At 39.1% G+C, this 19,340-nt stretch carries 15 protein-coding genes and 1 tRNA gene; 10 read left to right on the top strand and 6 right to left on the bottom strand.

Going from position 1 to position 19,340, the window contains the following annotated elements:
- Window positions 1-78: 78 nt before the first annotated feature.
- A complete protein-coding gene (locus tag ACSLUF_RS17205; RefSeq protein ID WP_435623899.1) occupies window positions 79-1,413 on the bottom strand; it encodes an MATE family efflux transporter in 1,335 nt (444 codons plus the stop codon).
- Window positions 1,414-1,423: 10 nt separating this feature from the next.
- The gene (locus tag ACSLUF_RS17200) at window positions 1,424-1,924 is read right to left on the bottom strand and encodes a GNAT family N-acetyltransferase (RefSeq protein ID WP_435623898.1); all 501 of its coding nucleotides are present in this window, start codon (window positions 1,922-1,924) and stop codon (window positions 1,424-1,426) included.
- A 53-nt stretch (window positions 1,925-1,977) separates the two neighbouring features.
- Here ACSLUF_RS17200 and ACSLUF_RS17195 point away from each other — a divergent pair, with 53 nt between their 5' ends.
- The 10 genes from ACSLUF_RS17195 (at window position 1,978) to ACSLUF_RS17150 (ending at window position 10,655) form a co-directional block, all read left to right on the top strand.
- Entirely contained in the window at window positions 1,978-2,775 is a 798-nt protein-coding gene (locus ACSLUF_RS17195; protein ID WP_435623897.1) for a universal stress protein, read from the top strand.
- Between the two features lie 55 nt (window positions 2,776-2,830).
- Window positions 2,831-2,904 (top strand) — tRNA-Ala (locus ACSLUF_RS17190).
- Window positions 2,905-3,136: 232 nt separating this feature from the next.
- The gene (locus tag ACSLUF_RS17185; protein ID WP_435623896.1) at window positions 3,137-5,047 is read left to right on the top strand and encodes a tetratricopeptide repeat-containing sensor histidine kinase; all 1,911 of its coding nucleotides are present in this window, start codon (window positions 3,137-3,139) and stop codon (window positions 5,045-5,047) included.
- A gap of 1 nt (window position 5,048) precedes the next feature.
- Window positions 5,049-5,675: a response regulator gene (locus ACSLUF_RS17180; protein WP_435623895.1), complete on the top strand. Its 627-nt coding sequence runs from the start codon at window positions 5,049-5,051 to the stop codon at window positions 5,673-5,675.
- Between the two features lie 96 nt (window positions 5,676-5,771).
- On the top strand, window positions 5,772-6,212 hold the full coding sequence (locus ACSLUF_RS17175) for a nuclear transport factor 2 family protein (RefSeq protein ID WP_435623894.1): 441 nt from the start codon (window positions 5,772-5,774) through the stop codon (window positions 6,210-6,212).
- A 122-nt stretch (window positions 6,213-6,334) separates the two neighbouring features.
- Entirely contained in the window at window positions 6,335-7,687 is a 1,353-nt protein-coding gene (locus ACSLUF_RS17170; protein ID WP_435623893.1) for an amidohydrolase family protein, read from the top strand.
- Window positions 7,688-8,144: 457 nt separating this feature from the next.
- Window positions 8,145-8,777, top strand: a complete 633-nt coding sequence (locus ACSLUF_RS17165) for a peroxiredoxin (RefSeq protein ID WP_435623892.1) — start codon at window positions 8,145-8,147, stop codon at window positions 8,775-8,777.
- 96 nt (window positions 8,778-8,873) lie between these two features.
- Window positions 8,874-9,284 (top strand): hypothetical protein, encoded by a 411-nt coding sequence (locus ACSLUF_RS17160; RefSeq protein ID WP_435623891.1) that lies wholly within the window; start codon window positions 8,874-8,876, stop codon window positions 9,282-9,284.
- Between the two features lie 63 nt (window positions 9,285-9,347).
- Complete coding sequence (locus ACSLUF_RS17155) at window positions 9,348-9,863, top strand: GNAT family N-acetyltransferase (protein ID WP_435623890.1); 516 nt, start codon at window positions 9,348-9,350, stop codon at window positions 9,861-9,863.
- An 81-nt stretch (window positions 9,864-9,944) separates the two neighbouring features.
- The gene (locus tag ACSLUF_RS17150; protein ID WP_435623889.1) at window positions 9,945-10,655 is read left to right on the top strand and encodes an SDR family oxidoreductase; all 711 of its coding nucleotides are present in this window, start codon (window positions 9,945-9,947) and stop codon (window positions 10,653-10,655) included.
- 6 nt (window positions 10,656-10,661) lie between these two features.
- Here ACSLUF_RS17150 and ACSLUF_RS17145 read toward each other — a convergent pair whose 3' ends face one another.
- The 4 genes from ACSLUF_RS17145 to ACSLUF_RS17130 form a co-directional block, all read right to left on the bottom strand.
- Window positions 10,662-13,388 (bottom strand): PD-(D/E)XK nuclease family protein, encoded by a 2,727-nt coding sequence (locus tag ACSLUF_RS17145; protein ID WP_435623888.1) that lies wholly within the window; start codon window positions 13,386-13,388, stop codon window positions 10,662-10,664.
- Between the two features lie 65 nt (window positions 13,389-13,453).
- Window positions 13,454-14,824, bottom strand: a complete 1,371-nt coding sequence (locus ACSLUF_RS17140; RefSeq protein WP_435623887.1) for an OmpA family protein — start codon at window positions 14,822-14,824, stop codon at window positions 13,454-13,456.
- 113 nt (window positions 14,825-14,937) lie between these two features.
- Window positions 14,938-16,131, bottom strand: a complete 1,194-nt coding sequence (gene kbl / locus ACSLUF_RS17135) for a glycine C-acetyltransferase (protein ID WP_435623886.1) — start codon at window positions 16,129-16,131, stop codon at window positions 14,938-14,940.
- A gap of 15 nt (window positions 16,132-16,146) precedes the next feature.
- Complete coding sequence (locus tag ACSLUF_RS17130) at window positions 16,147-19,290, bottom strand: UvrD-helicase domain-containing protein (RefSeq protein WP_435623885.1); 3,144 nt, start codon at window positions 19,288-19,290, stop codon at window positions 16,147-16,149.
- Between the last annotated feature and the right edge of the window lie 50 nt (window positions 19,291-19,340).

The following is a 19,340-nucleotide window of genomic DNA, read 5'->3' as shown; positions in this document are numbered from 1 at the left end:
AGACATCAGACATCAGACATCAGACATCAGACATCAGACATCAGACATCAGACATCAGACATCAATACCAAGACAAAATTACGGGTTTTGTACCAAGGGCCTGAATTTTCTCCTGAATTTCCAAACCAAGGAAAACCCTCGAATGGCCATCCATACGGCAAATGCAATCCAGATAGCATAAAAACCCCACCCCAAAGCCTTACCTAGATATAAAGCGGGAATAAAACCCAAAAAGGTTGCTGACAGTAGTACGTTTCTAAGATATTTCATCTCACCAAGACCCTTAAAAAGACCATCATAAACAAAGGCTAAGGTATTCATGGGCAAGCCAAGAATCATGATAAAGAAAATGCTATAAAAAGTTTCCAAAACCACCATTTCGTTGGAGAACAACCTCCCAATGGAATAATAAAAAACAAAGCCCGTCACCATAATAATTACACTTACCACCAGGCCGTATTGAATGATTTTTTTGGCCAGTTTCCATAGGCCATTATAGTCTCTGGCACCCAAAAGTTTTCCGCCCATACTATTTCCTGCCGCACCATATCCGTCAATAAAAAAAGCGGCAAACAACCAAAGGTTGATAGCAATGGTATGGGCTCCAATGTATTTATCTCCCAAGGCTGTGGCCTCCCTGACCGCGATAATTAGCGCAGCATTCAAAGCCAAAGCCCTGACAAATAAGTTAAGACTCATTACTATTAACCTATTTATCTCTTTGTTAAGTGGAAAGGTCAAACGCAACCGGATGCTCGTTTTTTTCAGAAGTAGGATAAAAACCAATAGGGCCATTACAGCCTGAGAAATAAGACTGGCCCAGGCAGCACCTTCCAAATACATGGCTGGAACCCATCCTTCGATTCCGTAGACCAGGACAAAATCCAGAACCACATTTAAAACTGCTCCGATAAGCGCAATTATCATTGGATAATAGGTGTTTTGCAAACCTCTAAAAATCCCAAAAATGGCAAAAGTGAACAGGGTAAGAGGGAATCCCCAAACACGAATGGCATAGTACGAAACACAGAGCTCCAATATTTTTCCTTTGGCTTCAAATAATCTAAAAATATCCTCAATAAAAAAGACAGTAGATAGTAAAATGACCACACTAAGGGAGACATTGAAAAAGATGGCTTGGGCAGGGAGATTTTCCACCTCTTTCAATTTTCCGGCTCCCAAATATTGGGATATTATTGCGGAAATAGAACTTCGCGTTTGTCCCAAAACCCAAATGAGCATGGATAAAAAAGACCCCACTATTCCAGCAGCGGCCAACGACTCCAGACCATTTACTGGAATATTCCCTACTATGGCCGTATCGGTAATGGACAACAAAGGTTCTGCAATGCCTGAAATAGTTGCCGGGACAGCCAGTTGATTGATGGATTTAAAATTGATTTGAGTACTCAATGAGATTTGGTTATAACACTAGTTCGTAGCAATGAAAGGGATGTTCACTTTGTTTCGGGAAGAAAATATCACCCAATTTTTGATAACCCCGTTGCTCATAAAACTGCTGATTTCGTTTGTTCTGCGAAAAAGTGTCCAGTCGAACCGAATCAAAACCATTCGATCTAGAAAAGTCCTCAGCAAAATCCATCATGGCCTGGGCAAACCCCTTTCCCTGAAATTCAGGATGAATACAAACCCGGTGAATGTAAGTATTCTTTCCATTTGGGGTTAACCACTTTATGGGAATGTATTCTTCATCCATATGTGTGGATATAACTATAGCCCCAATGATTCGACCGTTATGCTTATTTACATAGAGTTCGTCTCTTTTAAGATCATCAAGAAATGCTTGCTCTGTAGGATAATGTTCGTTCCACTGGTAGATTCCGTTGTCCACCATTTTTTGGGCACAAGCTCGGGTTACTTTCAGAATGTCCTTAATTTCAGGTAACTTTGCATGTCGTATCATTGATTCCGTTCAATTAAGTTGTAAATTTAAGGTATAATCACAACCACCAAACAATGAATAATATACTGGTACCCATTGGAACTTCCCCTGATGCTTCCAAGACGTTGCAATACGCAATTGATTTTGCCTCTAACTTTGGAGCACAGGTTTTTGTTATGGAAGTCTTTTCTGTGTCATCTGCTGCTGCAAGCCTTGCCAATGTAGAAGAGAAAATTGCAAAAAGCAGTAAAGAACATATCAAGGAAATCATCGCTAGTGTCAATACCAAAAATGTGGAAATTAAAATTGCCACGTATAATGGAGACATGGTTGATGGTTTGAATGATATTGATAAGGAGCTGGGAATAGACCTAATCATTATAGCATCAAAAAGCAACGATATCCAAGAAGAGCTTTATTTGGGCAATACTTCGGGAAGAATCGTTAAGCAAACGAATATTCCTACATTGATTGTTCCCAAGGAAATTGAATTCAAGCCAATTAAGAATATTATGACTGCCTTTGGATCAGGTATCTTGAAGCGTAATCGGGTTCTGAATCCTTTGATTTCCATAAAGGATAAATTTAGGTCCGAAGTTAACTTGCTACTAGTGAAAAGACCAGGGTATTCAGAAGACGACTTGAAGGTGAATACAGCACTTTTGGATTTAAGTAAACAGCTTATCATTTCGGAAAATGCAAATACCTATTTGGGAGTTTTGGAGTATTATCAAAACCAGCATCCTGATTTGATTTGTGTCTTCAGAAGAAAGAGAGGTTTTTTCAAAAAGCTATGGGAAAAGAACACCATTCCTAAATCGGAGTTTTTCGTTCCTATACCTGTACTAATTTTAAGCGTTAAAAAGGATTAAGGGTCCTGCCCAAATTTTGAAACTATCCCAAAATGTATTTCCTTTGCGCTCGCTTGGGGGATTAGCTCAGTTGGCTAGAGCGCTTGCCTGGCAGGCAAGAGGCCACCGGTTCGAATCCGGTATTCTCCACTCAAGACATTCAGACCCTCACATTGGTGGGGGTTTTTTATTTGGTATCACGGAATATGGTAATCGGACAGTGATGGATTGGTGTTATTATCGAATTTCTTGTATCAGGCAATATGTTATCTATACAATATAGCCTACCACCTATAAGCCTCTTACCTAAGTCAATACAGTTTAGCAAAAGTTTTATAGTTCATGTAACTAGATTTGGGCGATTTTCAGTAGGCAACCAGCCATGCGTTTAGTATTCCTATATTTCAATTTGGCCCTGATGCTATTTTCGTTGCAGTCCTTGCAATGTCAATATCAAGGTACCATAGATAGTCTAAGAAATTCGCTTGCAAAATCACAAAGCGAAGAAGATACAGCCAATATAAATTTAGCGCTTTATAAAAGCTTGAGACGAATGCATTCAGATTCAGCCCAACTGCATTTGGAAAAAGCTATTGAATTAAATCAGGGGGCCTTATCCGATTCGTTATCCGCAAGAATTTATGTATCCCAAATTGAACAGTTATTGATTGCCAATGACTATGATAGGGTCTTTAATTATGTGAACAAAGCACTTAAACTAAAAGGGCACCTTAATCCCAAACTTCTAGTGGATGTGTATTCCATGCAAGGAACTGCACATTATTACAAGAGCGAATATGCAAAAGCCATTCAAGCCCATAGAGAAGCTGAAAAAGTATGCGTAGCCAATAAGATGGAAACAGGAATGGCCAAGGTGTTCAATAATATTGGGATTGCATACATCAAAATGGAAGATTGGCCCAAAGCCAAAGAATATATGGGTAAATCCTTTGAGCTGTGTAAAGCGTTCAATATTGAAAGAGGAATGGCTTTCACATTGGGCAATCTTGGAATTATCAATAAGAATCAAGGGGATTTCAAAGCTGCGATTGAAGCCTATCAACAGTCAAATAAACTATTGGACAAGCTGAAGGATGAAAGAGGAATGGCAAGAAATTTTGACAATATAGGTGCACTTTACAAAAAACTGGGAAACCAATCCCTGGCCGAACATAATTTTCAAAAAAGTCTTCAAACCTCAAGAAGAATTGGAGATGAGTCGACCATGGCCAGTGCCTTGCACAATCTTGGTGGTCTGTACGCGGAGCAAGGTAAGTTAAATGCTTCCGTGGATAACTATGAAAAGAGTCTTGCTATATCGGAAAAACTCAACAACAAAGATGTAATACGAGATAATCATTTGGGATTGGCTCAAGTGTATGAAGGCTACGGAAGCCCTAAATTGGCATTGCAACACCAGAAGTTATATGGTAGCTGGAAAGACAGTATCACTAGCCAAGATCACCTTAAAAGTATTAGCGAACTTGAAATCAAGTACGAAACAAAGAAAAAGGAAAATGATATTTTATTGCTTTCCCAGGAAAAGTTGCGTAGTGATGCCCAAATTGACAAACAGGAAACCAGAATTAGGCAATTGTCCTATCTTCTCATTGGGGCTATTGTAATTTTGGGGATAGGGAGTGTACTTGTCCTACAGTACCTCAAAAATCGTAGGCAAAAGGAATTGATTGAGACCATAGCGGAAACCCAGATTGCAGAGAGACATCGTATAGCGCGAGATCTTCATGATAGTGTTGGAGGTTCTTTGGCCATGGCTACCAATAAGCTACAATTTGTGAACGATAATCTTGATGAAGACAATAAAAACATCCAAGATTCCATCCAGGTTCTTGTGCAAACAGCGGATCAAGTACGTCAAATATCACATAATTTAATGCCAGGAGAATTGGTCAAGTTCGGATTGGTTACAGCCATTCATGCCACCCTTGACCAACTGGAAAAATCCTCATTGGATGCCCATTTGTATGCTTTTAATATGGAAGACCGTATTGATCCCACCAAAGAGATTCATGTATTCAGGATTGTTCAAGAGGCTATTCAAAATGTAATCAAACACGCCCAGGCCAGTAAGTTGAGTATTTATTTGAATAAGCACAAAAAGCATCTTAGCCTCATGGTTGAAGATGATGGCATGGGAATGGGTAATAACAAAAATACCTCAGGAATAGGTCTTAATAATATTGAATCAAGGGTTTCTCAACTTAAAGGCTCATTGAACATAGATTCAGGTATAGGAAGGGGAACAACCATTAGTATTCAAATACCAACATAATATGATACAAGTTGCCATTGCAGATGACCATACCATGTTCAGGGAAGGATTGGTTTCCCTGTTATCAAATGATGATAAAATTTCGATTGTCGGACAAGCCAATAATGGTAAGGAGCTCGTGGAACTACTTGGCGCAGTATCAGCTGATGTGGTCATATTGGACATCGAAATGCCCGAAATGGATGGGTTTGAAGTTTTACGGCACCTAAAACGAATGCCAATGGCTGTCAGAACTTTAGTGTTGACCATGCATTCTTCCCCACAGTTCATAAAGAATATTTTTATGGCTGGGGCCAGTGGCTATCTTCCTAAGGACGCTGGAAAAACCAAGTTGTTGGAAGCCATTGAGAGCCTATATCTTACGGGCCGCTATCATTCTCCGGAAACCATGAATATTGTGATGGACCTTCTTAAGGAGGATACCCTTCCAACGGCCATATCGCCGCGGGAAAAGGAGGTGATACAGCTTATAGCGGACGGGAACACTACCCACGAAATTGCCGAAAAGTTATACTTGAGCAAGTACACGGTGGAATCCCATCGTAAGAATATATTACTCAAGTTGGATTTAAAAAATTCTGCTGCCTTGGTAAAATATGCCATCCATAAAGGGCTTATTTACCAATAGAAGCATACACCTACCTATATTCTACCAATTCCCGATTTACCCCTTTATGGGGATTTTCTCTTTATTCCAGCGAGGTACTTTTGTAAAAATTAAAGTATGGGATTAATCCAAAGAATTTCATTTGTCGTCTTTCTGATTCTCAGTTTCGCTATTCAAGCACAAACTGAAACCAAAAACAAAGTGCACCTTGTAGAAGCACTTTCAGAGGCCTATCGTAAAGCTATCCTTGAAGAAAATTTGGAGGCCGTCATCCAAATGTTGCATTCAGAAGTTATGTTCTATCCTCCATCCGGCAAGGCTTTTTCTGGAAAAGACACCGTAGGGAAGTTGATAGTATCTTTTTTGGAAAAGAATGATGTGACCTCGTGGACCGTGAATGTTGATAGATGTGCAGATTTAGGGGATAGTTTGTTTGAATTTGGCCACTTCGAAATTCTGGAAAATGAAGAAACTTCTAGTAAACGTAAATATTTGAATATATGGGCCAGGGAAAAAGGAGAATACAAGCTTTTCTTTAGGGGATGGTCGCCTTTGTAGCTACTGCACATATTGTCTCGTGAACTCCTGGCTGTCCTAACTGTTTTCTAACAATACTGATTATAATTAAAACTACAGACACAGCATATTTACTAGCGGTTTAAATCTTTAAAAGAAGAATCTTGAAAAAAATACCTTTTATATCGGTTTTTACATTATTGGGCTTACTACTTTCTTCCTGTGATTTCTCACAGAAGGAAGAGGTTGATTTAATCATCAAGGCTGGATCCTTGTTTGATGCCCAGAGTGGCTTGGTCATGAACAATAAAATAATTGTTGTACATGACGGAAGAATAAAATCAATAGAAGATTTTAGTACTGGTCTCAACAAATATTGGTCCCATAAGAAAATTGATGCGACGGGAAAGTTTGTTATGCCCGCACTTTTTGACACACACAGTCATGTTACCGCATTCGTTGATACAATAACCACAAGGTGGGGCTTACCTTCATTAGATGTTTATGCGGATGAAGAACTCTCTAAATGGCACCTACGAATGATGCTCTACCAAGGCATAACCAATTTAAGAGAACTTGGTGGGTTCCCTGAGATTTCGGTCAAATTGAGGAACCAAGAAAGAGTAGGAGAAATAAAATCTCCAAGAATATTGGCGTGCAGCAAACTTATGTCTGAACGGCCCTCGATATTTCCTGCCATTGTAAAGGAAATCAACAGTACGGCAGAAGCCCGGGAATATGTAAAAGAGATGAAGGCTTTAGGCGTTGACTATGTCAAACTTCTATTCAATTTAAGACCCGAGCATAGTAGAGCTGCAATAGACGAAGCTCATCGGTTAAATTTAAAGGTAGCAGGTCATATTAAATCCACTACCTGGCTGGAAGCCATAGAAATGAACATTGATGCCCTCGTGCACACTCCATACGGTAATGAGCCTATGATGGATTTGTCATCTGACCATGTAAAAGAGGTTTTAAAAAGAATGGCCGAGAAGGGAATACCAAATGACCCAACTTTAGCGATGAGGTATGGATATTTTGGAGATACTTCCTTCGGACGAAATACACAATTAAAAGAAGTCTTCGATTGTGCCCCCGAAAGATTGAAGGAAATGTGGCAAATGCTTTCGGAATATAAAAAGGATATTTTTAAAAAGAACCCTAAAATGGCCGAATATCACAACAACTACGTATTAAAAGCCCATAAGGCGGGAGTACTGCTCTCGACTAGCTCAGATACGTGGACGTCATGGACAGATTATGGCAATACCATTCACAACGAGATGTTTCTACTATCAAAAGCTGGAATACCAAATAGTGATGTCTTGATAATGGCAACTAAAAATGGTGCCTATCAATTACATATGCAAAATGACTTTGGTACAATCGAAAAGGGTAAGGTGGCAGATATATTGATTCTTGCAAAGAGTCCGTTGGTCAATATTGAAAATACAAGAACTATTGATGCCATTATAAAAAATGGAAAGGTCATAGACCGGAAAAAATTACTTAATTAAGGTTGCTTTCATTCTTTTTTTAGATGAAGAAATTTATTGCTGAAAATTAACCCACATCACAACTATCGGATTTCTTCTCGCTTGTCTATGGCGAGAGAGACATTGGTGTCAACATTCCCTTACCTGTTTTCAGGGATTTTCATTTTTGCCTTTTTACGGTTAAAAATTTGAACAACCGCGCCTCTAATTTTGTCCAGTAATCTTAAATAAACACAAAATGAAAAAATTAGTATTCATAATGGCATTTGCCGTAATAGGAGCGTCTTTTTTTTCTTGCAACAAAGACGAAGATTCCTATTACCCGTTCGATGACGAAAGAGAACAGTCTATAGATCAAAATGACACACATATAGACAGTTCTGAAGATTGATTTCAGATTTTACGAGTGAAAAAGTACCGTGGGATTTGAATTAAATCAAAATCAATTAAAAATTTTAATCAATAATTACATCAAAAAATGAATTCAATACGATTAGGTGACACAGCTCCTGATTTCAAGGCTGATAGTACACAAGGTGAAGTTAATTTTCATGAATGGCTTGGAGATAGCTGGGGGATGTTGGTATCACATCCTGCGGATTTTACTCCAGTCTGCACCACAGAATTGGGCGCCATGGCTAATTATGAGGAGGCATTTGCAAGCCGAAATGTTAAGGTAGCCGCTATAAGCGTAGATCCTCTTGATTCCCATGAGAAGTGGATTAAGGACATTGAGGAGACCCAAAATGCGGTGGTGAACTTCCCTTTAATTGCTGATGATGAAAGGAAGGTTTCTGAACTTTATGGAATGATTCACCCAAACGACTCAGCAACGACGACCGTACGATCGGTATTTATCATTGCTCCAGACAAAAAAGTGAAACTGATTTTGATCTATCCGGCCTCGACAGGAAGAAATTTCGAGGAACTTTTAAGGGTAATTGATTCTTTGCAGTTGACGCAATACGAAAAACTCGCTACTCCGGCTAATTGGAGTAAGGGGGAGGACTGTGTGATACTGCCATCGGTAAGTAATGAAGAAGCTGATAAAATGTTTCCGAAAGGGTTCACTGAGATAAAGCCTTATCTCAGATTGACGCCACAAGTTTAATTAACAGGTCCAAGGGTGTCCTTTGGGCACTTTTGGACCATCATGAGACAACAATTGAAAAAACTGACATACATACTTGTATTTATGCTTGGCCTTATGTGTGCGAGCGCCCAGGAAATTACCGATAGGTTGACCGAATATATCAACAATGGTCAACTGGTCATTTATTCTGAGTCTTCCTATCTGAGTGACAATAGTGCCAGTGCAATCACCTATGTGGATTTTTGTCCTGGCGGTATCTATCATTATAGTTATGATGGTTCTTACACGGTAAAGGGAACCCAAAACACTTCAAACCGAAATAACAGGGCCTACGGAGCAGGAGTTGCAGAGAATTCGGGACAGTGGAAGGTATTGGAATATCAAGGGGCACATTATCTTGAAATTTTGGATGCCTATGGAAAAACCAACTATTATCCCATCAATATTCAAAACCTAGCAAACGGTAAGTGGAAAATAAATAATGTTACCTACGTTTTTGCCCAAGGGAAAGGTAGATGCCGTTAACTATGACAAAAAGGAGTTAGCAATATCAAAAAGCAGTACTTTAAGAGACCAAATTGGGGTTACATGAAAACAAATCAATTGGGGAAGGAGGGTATTGTATTTGCCAACTTGGCAGAGATTGAAAAATCAAAAATTATTGATTTGATGAACAATCCCTTGGTAAGAAGGCAAATGCCATTATTGAAAGGAGAATTTAATCAGGCTGATTGTGAAAAGTTTGTTGCTTCCAAAGAGCGGATGTGGAAAGAACATGGTTTTGGACCTTGGGCATTTGTGATAAACAAGCAATTTGCTGGCTGGGGCGGAATACAACCCGAAGATGGAGAGGCGGACCTTGCTTTGGTATTGCACCCTGATTTTTGGGGAATCGGCAAGGTTTTGTACAAGGAAATCATTGGCAGAGCGTTTTACGAGTTGAATATAGCTACGGTTCAGGTTTTGTTTCCACCTTCAAGAACGCGAATCAAGGGCCTATTGCATTTAGGTTTTAAAAAGGAGCGGGAACTGGACATTGGAAACGAGAAGTTCATTCGTTATACACTGGATAAATCTGACTGGATTAAAGACAACAAATCATAATTTCCTTGGTAAAAACTACTAATTCCAAAGGGTTTCTTAAAAGATAGAGGTGTTACCGTTTTACTTTTTTAAATTTATTTCATGAATATAAAAGAAAAAGTAGCTTACATCACTGGGGGCTCAAAGGGAATTGGATTGGGTGTTGCCAAAGCACTATTGGACCAGGGCATGAAAGTAGCCATCAGTGGTCGAAATCAAGAAAGTTTAGCTGCGGCAAAACAAAGCTTAGGCAATTCTAAAAATATACTGGAAATCGTTTCTGATGTTTCAGTTTTTCAGGACGAAGTAAATGCAATCGAAACCATTATTACCAAATGGGGCCAGTTGGATGTTGTTTTAGCCAATGCAGGAGTAGGTCATTTTGCACCCATTTATGAAATGGGAGAGGACCAGTGGAACCAAATGATTAACACTAACCTGAATGGGGTGTTCCATACGCTAAAGGCTTCATTCGGTCCTCTTAAGGAGTCAGAAGGCTATTATATTACCCTGGCCAGCCTAGCTGGAACCAACTTTTTTGCTCAAGGAGCTGGCTATAATGCCACGAAATTTGGGGTAGTGGGATTTACCCAAGCGGCAATGCTTGATTTGAGAAAATACAACATCAAAGTAAGTACCATAATGCCAGGCTCTGTTGCTACCTACTTCAACAATAACGAACCTTCTGAAAAAGACGCTTGGAAAATTCAATCAGAAGATATTGGACAAATTGTGATTGATTTGCTCAAAATGCATCCTAGGACCCTACCCAGCAAGATTGAGATTAGGCCTACCCGTCCTGATTTAAAATAACACAGACTATTCTTTATCCTCGAAAGGAATTTCAGGGTTATAAATTTCCAGAATGAGTTTTTTTAGGGAATTCTGGAAAGCGTGCATCATTCCTTCATCTAGTATTGAATTCCTATTGAAAGAAAACGGCATGAATCCATTTTTTAAATTTTTCAAGGCATAGATTCCAGCAATACAGGAGGTCATAGTATCCGTTCTGTTTAGAAGGTAGGCATAGCACAAAAGTTGAAAGGCCTTGCTTTTTGAAAAGCTGGTGTCAAGTTCTTCCCATGACTTTATCTTTACTTGCGAAGGCTCGGTTTTACCTGTTTTATAATCGATAACACGGATTGTTCCGTCAAATTCGTCAATACGATCTATGAACCCTTTGAATTTAATGGGGATATGTAACTCGTCAAAGTCCAAGGTTGTTTCAAACTTTTTCTCAAGGTGCAATAACTTGATTTGATGGTGTTTGATTTGCTTCGACTCCATAAGCACAAAGTTCTCAATGTATCTTTCAATCACATGAAATATCAATAAATATCGCCCCTTGCTTAAATCGGTGTTCGGTAAATGTTTATGGAAAGATTCCCTAAGGATGGAATTCACCTTGCCGCGCATTGAAGAAAAGTTGTCCTGGATTAATATCTTGCCCAAATATGGTTGATATAGCAAAAACAGGGCTTCATGAAGAATGGTCCCAAAAGTATTGGCCGCAATATCTTCTTGTACCTCAATCGAATCTTGGAGCCTAAGGACGTATTTTTTGTAGAATTCCATGGGGTTTTTGATGTAGGAGCTCAAAGAGGAAGGTGAAAGTCCCTTTTCTGCTAAGTCTTTCAAATCTGAAATTAGCAAAGGTGTTTTCTTGATTTGCTCTTTGATTAGGGGTTTAATTCTAATGTTGGGAGAGGCGATGTTATGGGTAACAAAGGGTTTTATGTTGTTATCCGTAAGCAATTGGGAGATTAACCTACTTTTTTCTCCACCTTCCAGAACGTCCGGTTCCGTGTTATAAATAATATGGACATTTTTGGCTCGCTGAATTAGACGATAAAAATGATACGTATAAATGGCATCCTTTTCTTTGTATGTAGGAAGGCCATATTCTCGTTTAACATCAAAAGGGATAAAGGAGCTATTACTTTTTCCAGCAGGCAGAATACCTTCGTTTACCGAAGTAATGATAACGGTTTCAAAGTCCAAGGTCCTGCTTTCCAAAACACCCATAAGTTGTAGTCCTTCAATGGGAGACCCTATATAATCAATAACCTCCATTGTGGCTAGTTGCTTAAAAAATCGTTTTACGGTTTTTATGTTATTCACAAAACCGATGCTTGCGAGCTGTTTTTTCAATTGATGAAAAAGGTTGTAAAAAGTAAAGGCATACTGCAATTCAACAGCATTGTTTTCTTTTCGAAAGATTTGTTGCAACCGTAAAAGCAACGAAAGGCAGTATTCAATTATCGTGTTTGGGGTGAAAGCATGGGAAGGAAATAGTTTAAAATCCACATCCTTTTGTACAAACAGGGACCGTAAGCTCTGAGCATCAATATACGTGGTGCTATTCGCTTTGATTAAACCAGTAAGGTGATTAACGAAATCAGGGTTTTTAGTATTGGCTGACATTTTAAAGTAAGGGTTGCCAACAAAATTTAATACCTCTTTATAATACCAACCTTTCTTGGTTTTTCCTTCAAAAAGCTCGAAAACAGAAATAAAAAATGAATACAGAAGGGTTGTCCTTAAGGACTGACCCATGGTAATATTGATCTTGTTTATCTCTGGAGGAATTGATTTTGCCACAGGGAATAAGAGGGATTCATCCGCAAGTATAATAGCGACATTGTCCGTTTTTTCTGGGTTGGTATTTAGTTGTTTTTTGAGAGTGTTCCCCACATATTTGGTTTGTGAGATACTTTTGGGAACTCCGGTAATTTCGATGTTTTTTGGCGTTAGGAAATGGCCGTGAATCCCTTTTGGCCTGTTCTCTTTATAATGAGGCCATTCGTTAAGGTATTTTCTAATGAAAAGTCCAGCATCATGTACCGGGTCGTTCAAAAAACACGCATCAATATCCCAATATACCTCACATTGCGTATTCGAAAGAAGATGTTGAATAATCTGGGACTCGGCGGTGTTAAGCGCATTAAAGCCCAAGAAGACTATGGGATTCTTTAAGTTCTCATAAGCATATTCGGTTATGTTATTGGTTGCCAAGCGGTAAATTAGACCTTGATGCGCAAGGTTCTTAGCAATTAGTCTGCTATTAAAATCGTGATATATGTATTCAATGTGTTCCCAAAAGTCCAGATAGTTTTGTACCAAGGGCGTTTTTTGGGGCTGAAGAGACCAATGGTCAAGTTCCTTGATTGATTTTAGATAATTAAGGATATCATTGGCGGGCAAAAGATATCGGTCAATCTCATTGAAATCTTGTAATAAGGTCTCTCCCCATTTTAAAAAAGTATCAAAGTCATCTTTTTCTTTGGCCGGAGAGCTTTGGTAGGATTCGTATAGCGTAAGGAGCAAATCAATGTTTGATGCTTTTTTAACTCCAGAAATTTCTTGAACAAATTCTTCAATAGAAATAATTCGTGGAGTAAATACGGTTTTTTTAAGAATATTACTGAGATAATGCTTTAGGAAAACACCAGACCTTTTACTGGGAAGAATGTAAAGGTTGTTTTCAATACTGGAGCCCTCGCGAACTAAATCCTGAAGAACGTACTCAATGAAGGGCTGTTGCATATCTAAAAATAAAAAAGGCCCTGCATTAGCAGAGCCTTTTTTGAAGAAAATTAATTTTCTTTTACTTATTTCACAAGGTTGATTTCAACCCTTCTGTTTTGTGTTCTACCAGATCTTGTGTTGTTGGTAGCAATAGGCTTATCTTCTCCGTAACCAATAGCGGTCAATCGGTCAGAACCAATTCCCTTATCGATCAAGAAATCTCTAACAGAGTTAGCACGCTCCTCGGAAAGTCTCTGATTAGTTTTGGCACTACCTACACTATCAGTGTGACCTTCAACAGTAAACTTAGCATTTGGATACTCGTTCAAGATTTGGATAATATCCACCATTACTGTAGTTGACTCAGCTTTGATAGAAGATTTACCAGTATCGAAAAGGATAGTTCTAGCATAATCGTTCAATTGCTTTTGAACCTCTTCAGTAACTTCAGGACAACCGTTGTTAGCAACTGTACCAGCTACCTCAGGACATTGATCGTCTTTATCCAATACACCGTCACCATCGCTATCTGGCCATGGGCATCCTTTGTTTTCAGCAGGACCAGCTTCGTTAGGACAAGCATCATCTTTGTCAGCAACACCATCACCATCAGCATCAGGACATCCGCTTAGGGCAGCAGGACCAGCTTCGTTTGGACAAGCATCATCTTTATCAGCGATACCGTCACCGTCAGCATCAGGACATCCATTTAGTTCAGCAGTACCTGCCTCATTTGGACAGCTATCTTTGCCATCTTCAATACCGTCGCCATCAGAATCAGGACAACCATTGAATTCTGGAAGACCAGCAACCTCAGGACAAGCATCGTCTCTGTCATAAATTCCATCATCATCAGTATCCTTACCACCAAATTTGATGTTAAGACCAGCTAGATGTTGGAAGTGTTTTGGCACATTGTCTTCGAATACGTGCTTATATTGTGTTTGAAGTGTGAAGCCGATGTTGTCGGTAAACCATACGTTAACACCAATACCACCATTTACAGTTCCAGCACCACTTTCGTCTATCCAAGTATAACCACCTCCGATTTCTGCGAAAGGATCGATAGTAGTGTTTTTAAGGATATTGTATTTAATGGTACCATCAACTGCATATAGAGAAAGATCATCAACCTCTACATCTCCTAAATTTTCAATTCTATTTAAGGAACCTCTGACACCAACAGAAAAACCATCGCCTACGTATCGGGACACAGAGACGGTTGAAACCGAAGGCAAGATGTTCCAGTGGTCGTTAGCATTAAAGTACTCGTCAAAAAGACCACCTGCTTGGAAACCGAAATTACTCAAGGCATCCTCGTCGTTGGTAGGAAATACGTCAATCGCATTTATACCAAAACTAACTTGCCATGGATTATTTTCGTCTTGCGCTTGGATGTTGTTGAACCCTATAAATACAAGGGCAACAACCAATAATTTGCTCAGATGTTTCATGTTCAAAATTTTAAGTTTAAGTGTTTATCAGCTGCAAATGTAAGTTGTTAAGAACTATTAACAAAATCAATTTTTCATTTTTTTTAACGCATTATATAGACAAAAAAGAGCATTTAAACGATTTTTAGCTCCTTTCCAACTTTGATAAAGGCTGCAATAGCTTTATCCAAATGTTCTTTTTCGTGTGCCGCCGATAATTGTACCCGTATTCTAGCTTTTCCTTTTGGTACTACGGGATAAAAGAAACCGATTACATAGATGCCTTCTTTCAATAACATATCAGCCATTTGCTGGGATAGCTTGGCATCATACAACATTACTGGGACAATGGCAGAATCCCCATCAATAATATCGAAACCAGCCTTTTTGAGTCCTTCTTTAAAATAAGCAGTATTATCATGAAGCTTATCCCTAAGTGAAGTGTCATTCCCAAGAAGCTGAAATACCTTTATCGACGCCCCAACAATCGAAGGGGCCAAAGAATTTGAAAACAGATAGGGCCGGGAGCGTTGGCGAAGCATTTCAATGATCTCCTTCTTGCCGGTGGTATATCCTCCCATAGCCCCTCCAAGCGCTTTTCCTAAAGTCCCAGTTATGATATCTATCCTGTCCAAAACTCCCTTTTCTTCCAAAGTCCCTCTTCCTGTAGCTCCAATAAATCCTGCGGAATGGCATTCGTCAATCATCACCATGGCATCGTATTTATCCGCCAAATCACAGATGTCATCCAAGGGTGCCAACAAACCGTCCATGGAAAAGACACCGTCCGTAACAATGATTTTAAAGCGAGCACTATCCTCTTGACTTTGTTTCAATTGCTTTTCCAAATCGGCCATGTCATTATTGGCATATCTATATCTTTTGGCTTTACATAAGCGAACACCATCTATAATGGAGGCATGATTCAATGAATCTGAAATTATAGCATCTTCTGCGGTCAATAAGGGTTCAAAGACCCCTCCATTGGCATCAAAAGCTGCTGCATATAATATGGTGTCCTCAGTGCTATAAAATTTGGCAATTTCTTCCTCCAGCTGTTTATGGATATCTTGGGTTCCACAGATAAAACGAACAGAAGACATTCCAAAACCATGACTGTCCAGAGTATCCTTTGCGGCTTCAATTACGTCTGGATGGGAGGACAGACCCAGATAATTGTTTGCACAAAAATTGATGACCTCTTCTCCTGTCGAGATGGTAATAACAGCGTCTTGAGGGGAGGTAATAATTCTTTCTTTTTTAAACAATCCAGCTTCTTTGATGGATTCCAGTTCTTTGGCGAGATGGGTTTTGATTTTTCCGTACATGGGTAGTTTTAATGTTTAAAGGAAGAGCGGTTGAACGTCTTCTCCAATGTATACAATAATAGTGTTCTTAATTGAAAAACCCATATGTTTTAAGGCTTCTCCATATTTTATTATCTGTGTTTTGTGTTTTGGGTCTTGCTTGCCGGTCTTGAAGTCAAGAACAGTGGCTTCGTTGTCTAAAATTGCAATTCTATCAGGCCTAAGCTTTTGACCACTCGAAGTTAAAATTTCTTGTTCTTTATATATGGTATTTTTTTCTGAAAAATACGGAGCGATTAAAGGGTGAAAAACCGTTGCTTTAACACGGTGACCCAATATGTCGAAATCATGCCCCTGAAAAAGAGCATCAGATTCAAGTTCTTCCAAAACAGCAGGGATATCTTTTTGATACTCTATTTGGGCCAAAGCGTAATGGACCAAATTTCCAACTTCAATAGCTTCCCCGACTTCGGTGCCCCATAGCTGACCTCGTATTGTTGATATCGAAAGATCATTCTCCGTCAAGGGCCGTATATGGTAAGGAATGTTAAGGCCAGAAAGAATTTTATCTGATTTTGAAGAAGAAGTTTCGGGGAGTTCACCAAAGTGGTACTCAAGCAACTCTTCTGAATATAGCCCTACATTTTTCAAATAGAGTTGAAACAATTGTGCATACGAGTTTGCATGTTTTTGGCTAGGGTTGACTTTTTCTTTATCCGTGACGACGTAGAGGGCCTTTTCTGCACGTGTTAGCGCTACATAAAGCACATTCATCGCGTCCATTTGAATATTGTGTTGCTCTTCTAAATGGGCTTCTCTTATCCTTTCGGGAAAAAGAGAGGTTTCTGAACTAGTATTTACCAATACTTTCTCCAAGTTGAGGTCCAGCTCCAGTTCTTCTGAATCTACCCATATTTTGTTTTTGTTTTCGTTGATTTTGGAGTTGGCATAAGGAAAGATTACTACTGGGAATTCCAGGCCTTTTGATTTATGTATGGTCATAATTTGTACCGCGTCCAATGAGTTGGGCGCAGCGACAGAGAGCGAGCTCTTTTTTCTTTCCCAATGGTCTAAAAATGCCATAATACTTGACCCATCTTTCTTCTCCACTTCGATTACTTCATCCATCAAAAAGGTAATAAACGCTTCAGAACCTTCGGAAAGATCAAATTGTAAAATGGCATGATCCAGTATTTCATAAACCGATTTATTCGAAAATTTGAGCAAATCGAAATTATACTTATCTAAGAAGAATGGGATAGGCGAGTCAATATGGGCGGTTATAAAGTCGTGTTTTTCTCCTTTTTGCCTCAATGTGAACAAAAAGGACAGAACCTCGTAAACAAAATTTTTGTCTTTGGGATTATCAATCATCTTCAGTAATGACACCAAAAACTCTACGATGTCATTTTGCGCCAACAATAGTGAATCAGACGATACAATGGGAATACCCTGTTGGGAGAGGAAATGGGCTACGGTGGAACCAGTGGTGTTTTTGCGGACCAGGATGCAAATATCTTTAAAAGCATATCCTTTTTCAGTAAGCTCAGTTATTATTTCCAGTACTTTTCCGCAGTATAGCTGGTCCTTGTCATTGGATGGACCATCTATAAAACCTATGTTTGCATAACCTCCCTGGGTACTATTGGGTTTTTGGATACAGCTTTCTTCAAAAAGGCTACGGAACATCTCGCTTTGGAAGGCGTTCGCAGCATGTGAGAAAAATGAATTGTTGAATTCGATGATGTTTGAGTGACTCCTCCAGTTGGTTTCCAAGCGCTCAATTGTGGGAGCAAGCACGAAAGGATTGTTCCGGGCATTTAAAAGTTTTAGAAACTGTTCTGAACTTCCACCTCTCCAACGATATATGGCTTGTTTGATGTCTCCCACCAAAAAAAGAGATCCCTTTTTTCCTTGTCCTTCCTGACTTTCAAGTGCATTGGAGATCAAGGGAACCAGATTCTCCCATTGCATTTTAGAAGTATCTTGAAACTCATCGATAAAGTAATGACGATACTTTTCTCCCAAACGCTCATATATGAAAGGTACAGGCTGATTTTTAATTTGCTTTGAAATGAGTTGGTTGAGGGCAGAGATAGGAATGACATCATCCTCTTCCTCCAACCTTTTCAATTCTTTGGAGATTTCATTAAGCACCGTTAAGGGAACTATATTTGAATATATGTTCTTCAGCAATATCCTTTGATACAAATTCTGTTTGATGGAAGTGAAACAATCCAATAGGGCTACCGAGAGATCAAAAACATCCCTGGTATCCTTGGCCTTTAGGATTTTGGTATTGATGAGCTGATCTTCAAGCTGATTTTTGTACAGAACCCTTGGATTGTATTCTCCCTGCGTAATCTTCCTGAAATGGTTGGGCAAAGTTTCCCGTGGAAAATCTTTGGGGACAAATCCGAACTCGAGAATTTTTTCCAATGCAGATTGGGCGGTTGATTTTACTTTTTTTTCAAGTGATGCAATGTGTTTCCCTATTTTAGATTGTTCTTTTTTGAAATCCGTTATGGATATCTCTTTAAAACTTTCCAAGTGGGAGAAGTGGTTTTCTTGAAACAATAACTTTCCAATACCCATTAGGTCGAAAGCGATGTTCCAGCTTTTGTCCTCTTCAATTTTTTCCAATGAAAAGTCGAGTAAGGCTTGGGTCAAAATTGGATTTTCCCCCGTTCGGTCCAATAAACTGGAGACCGCTTTTTCCAATAGGGCTTCCACATTCAACTCAACTTCAAAATTTTGGGAAATTTGAAGATCCCTCGCGAAGGTTTTGATTATTTTATGGTTGAACTTGTCTATAGTGGAAATCTCAAAGAACGCATAGTTGTGCAAAATTTGCTTCAATACAAATTCACATCGTTTCTGCATTTGTTGAGGACTTAGGGCCAATTCCGAACACAGCTCATTAAACATAGGGTGCTCATCTTCCAGAATATTGGCTTGCGAGAATAGAAAAAGACTATCCAATATTCTCGATTTCATTTCTCCGACTGCTTTGTTGGTAAAAGTTATGGCAAGCATACGTTTAAAGCGGAGAGTAGAGTTGCCGGAAAGTAAAAGTTGAAGGTATCGCTTGGTCAAGGAATAGGTTTTACCAGAACCTGCAGAAGCATTATAAATGACAAAGTTGGAGTCCTTCAAAAGTTTTTTTTGCAAATTACGCATTACCGGTTTTAAGTTCACTCTTGATTACTAATAAATAGAGGATAAAACCG

This window comes from Flagellimonas sp. (genome assembly GCF_965601775.1).
Classification (GTDB): domain Bacteria; phylum Bacteroidota; class Bacteroidia; order Flavobacteriales; family Flavobacteriaceae; genus Flagellimonas.
Note: the sequence above shows the minus strand (reverse complement) of the source record. Positions and strands in the feature narration are given on the sequence as shown.

Coding starts and splice junctions, on each gene's coding strand:
- ACSLUF_RS17200 (WP_435623898.1), bottom strand. CDS start 1,924: ATGATACGACATGCAAAGTTACCTGAAATTAAGGACATTCTGAAAGTA.
- ACSLUF_RS17195 (WP_435623897.1), top strand. CDS start 1,978: ATGAATAATATACTGGTACCCATTGGAACTTCCCCTGATGCTTCCAAG.
- ACSLUF_RS17185 (WP_435623896.1), top strand. CDS start 3,137: ATGCGTTTAGTATTCCTATATTTCAATTTGGCCCTGATGCTATTTTCG.
- ACSLUF_RS17180 (WP_435623895.1), top strand. CDS start 5,049: ATGATACAAGTTGCCATTGCAGATGACCATACCATGTTCAGGGAAGGA.
- ACSLUF_RS17175 (WP_435623894.1), top strand. CDS start 5,772: ATGGGATTAATCCAAAGAATTTCATTTGTCGTCTTTCTGATTCTCAGT.
- ACSLUF_RS17165 (WP_435623892.1), top strand. CDS start 8,145: ATGAATTCAATACGATTAGGTGACACAGCTCCTGATTTCAAGGCTGAT.
- ACSLUF_RS17160 (WP_435623891.1), top strand. CDS start 8,874: ATGTGTGCGAGCGCCCAGGAAATTACCGATAGGTTGACCGAATATATC.
- ACSLUF_RS17155 (WP_435623890.1), top strand. CDS start 9,348: ATGAAAACAAATCAATTGGGGAAGGAGGGTATTGTATTTGCCAACTTG.
- ACSLUF_RS17150 (WP_435623889.1), top strand. CDS start 9,945: ATGAATATAAAAGAAAAAGTAGCTTACATCACTGGGGGCTCAAAGGGA.
- ACSLUF_RS17145 (WP_435623888.1), bottom strand. CDS start 13,388: ATGCAACAGCCCTTCATTGAGTACGTTCTTCAGGATTTAGTTCGCGAG.
- ACSLUF_RS17140 (WP_435623887.1), bottom strand. CDS start 14,824: ATGAAACATCTGAGCAAATTATTGGTTGTTGCCCTTGTATTTATAGGG.
- kbl (WP_435623886.1), bottom strand. CDS start 16,131: ATGTACGGAAAAATCAAAACCCATCTCGCCAAAGAACTGGAATCCATC.
- ACSLUF_RS17130 (WP_435623885.1), bottom strand. CDS start 19,290: ATGCGTAATTTGCAAAAAAAACTTTTGAAGGACTCCAACTTTGTCATT.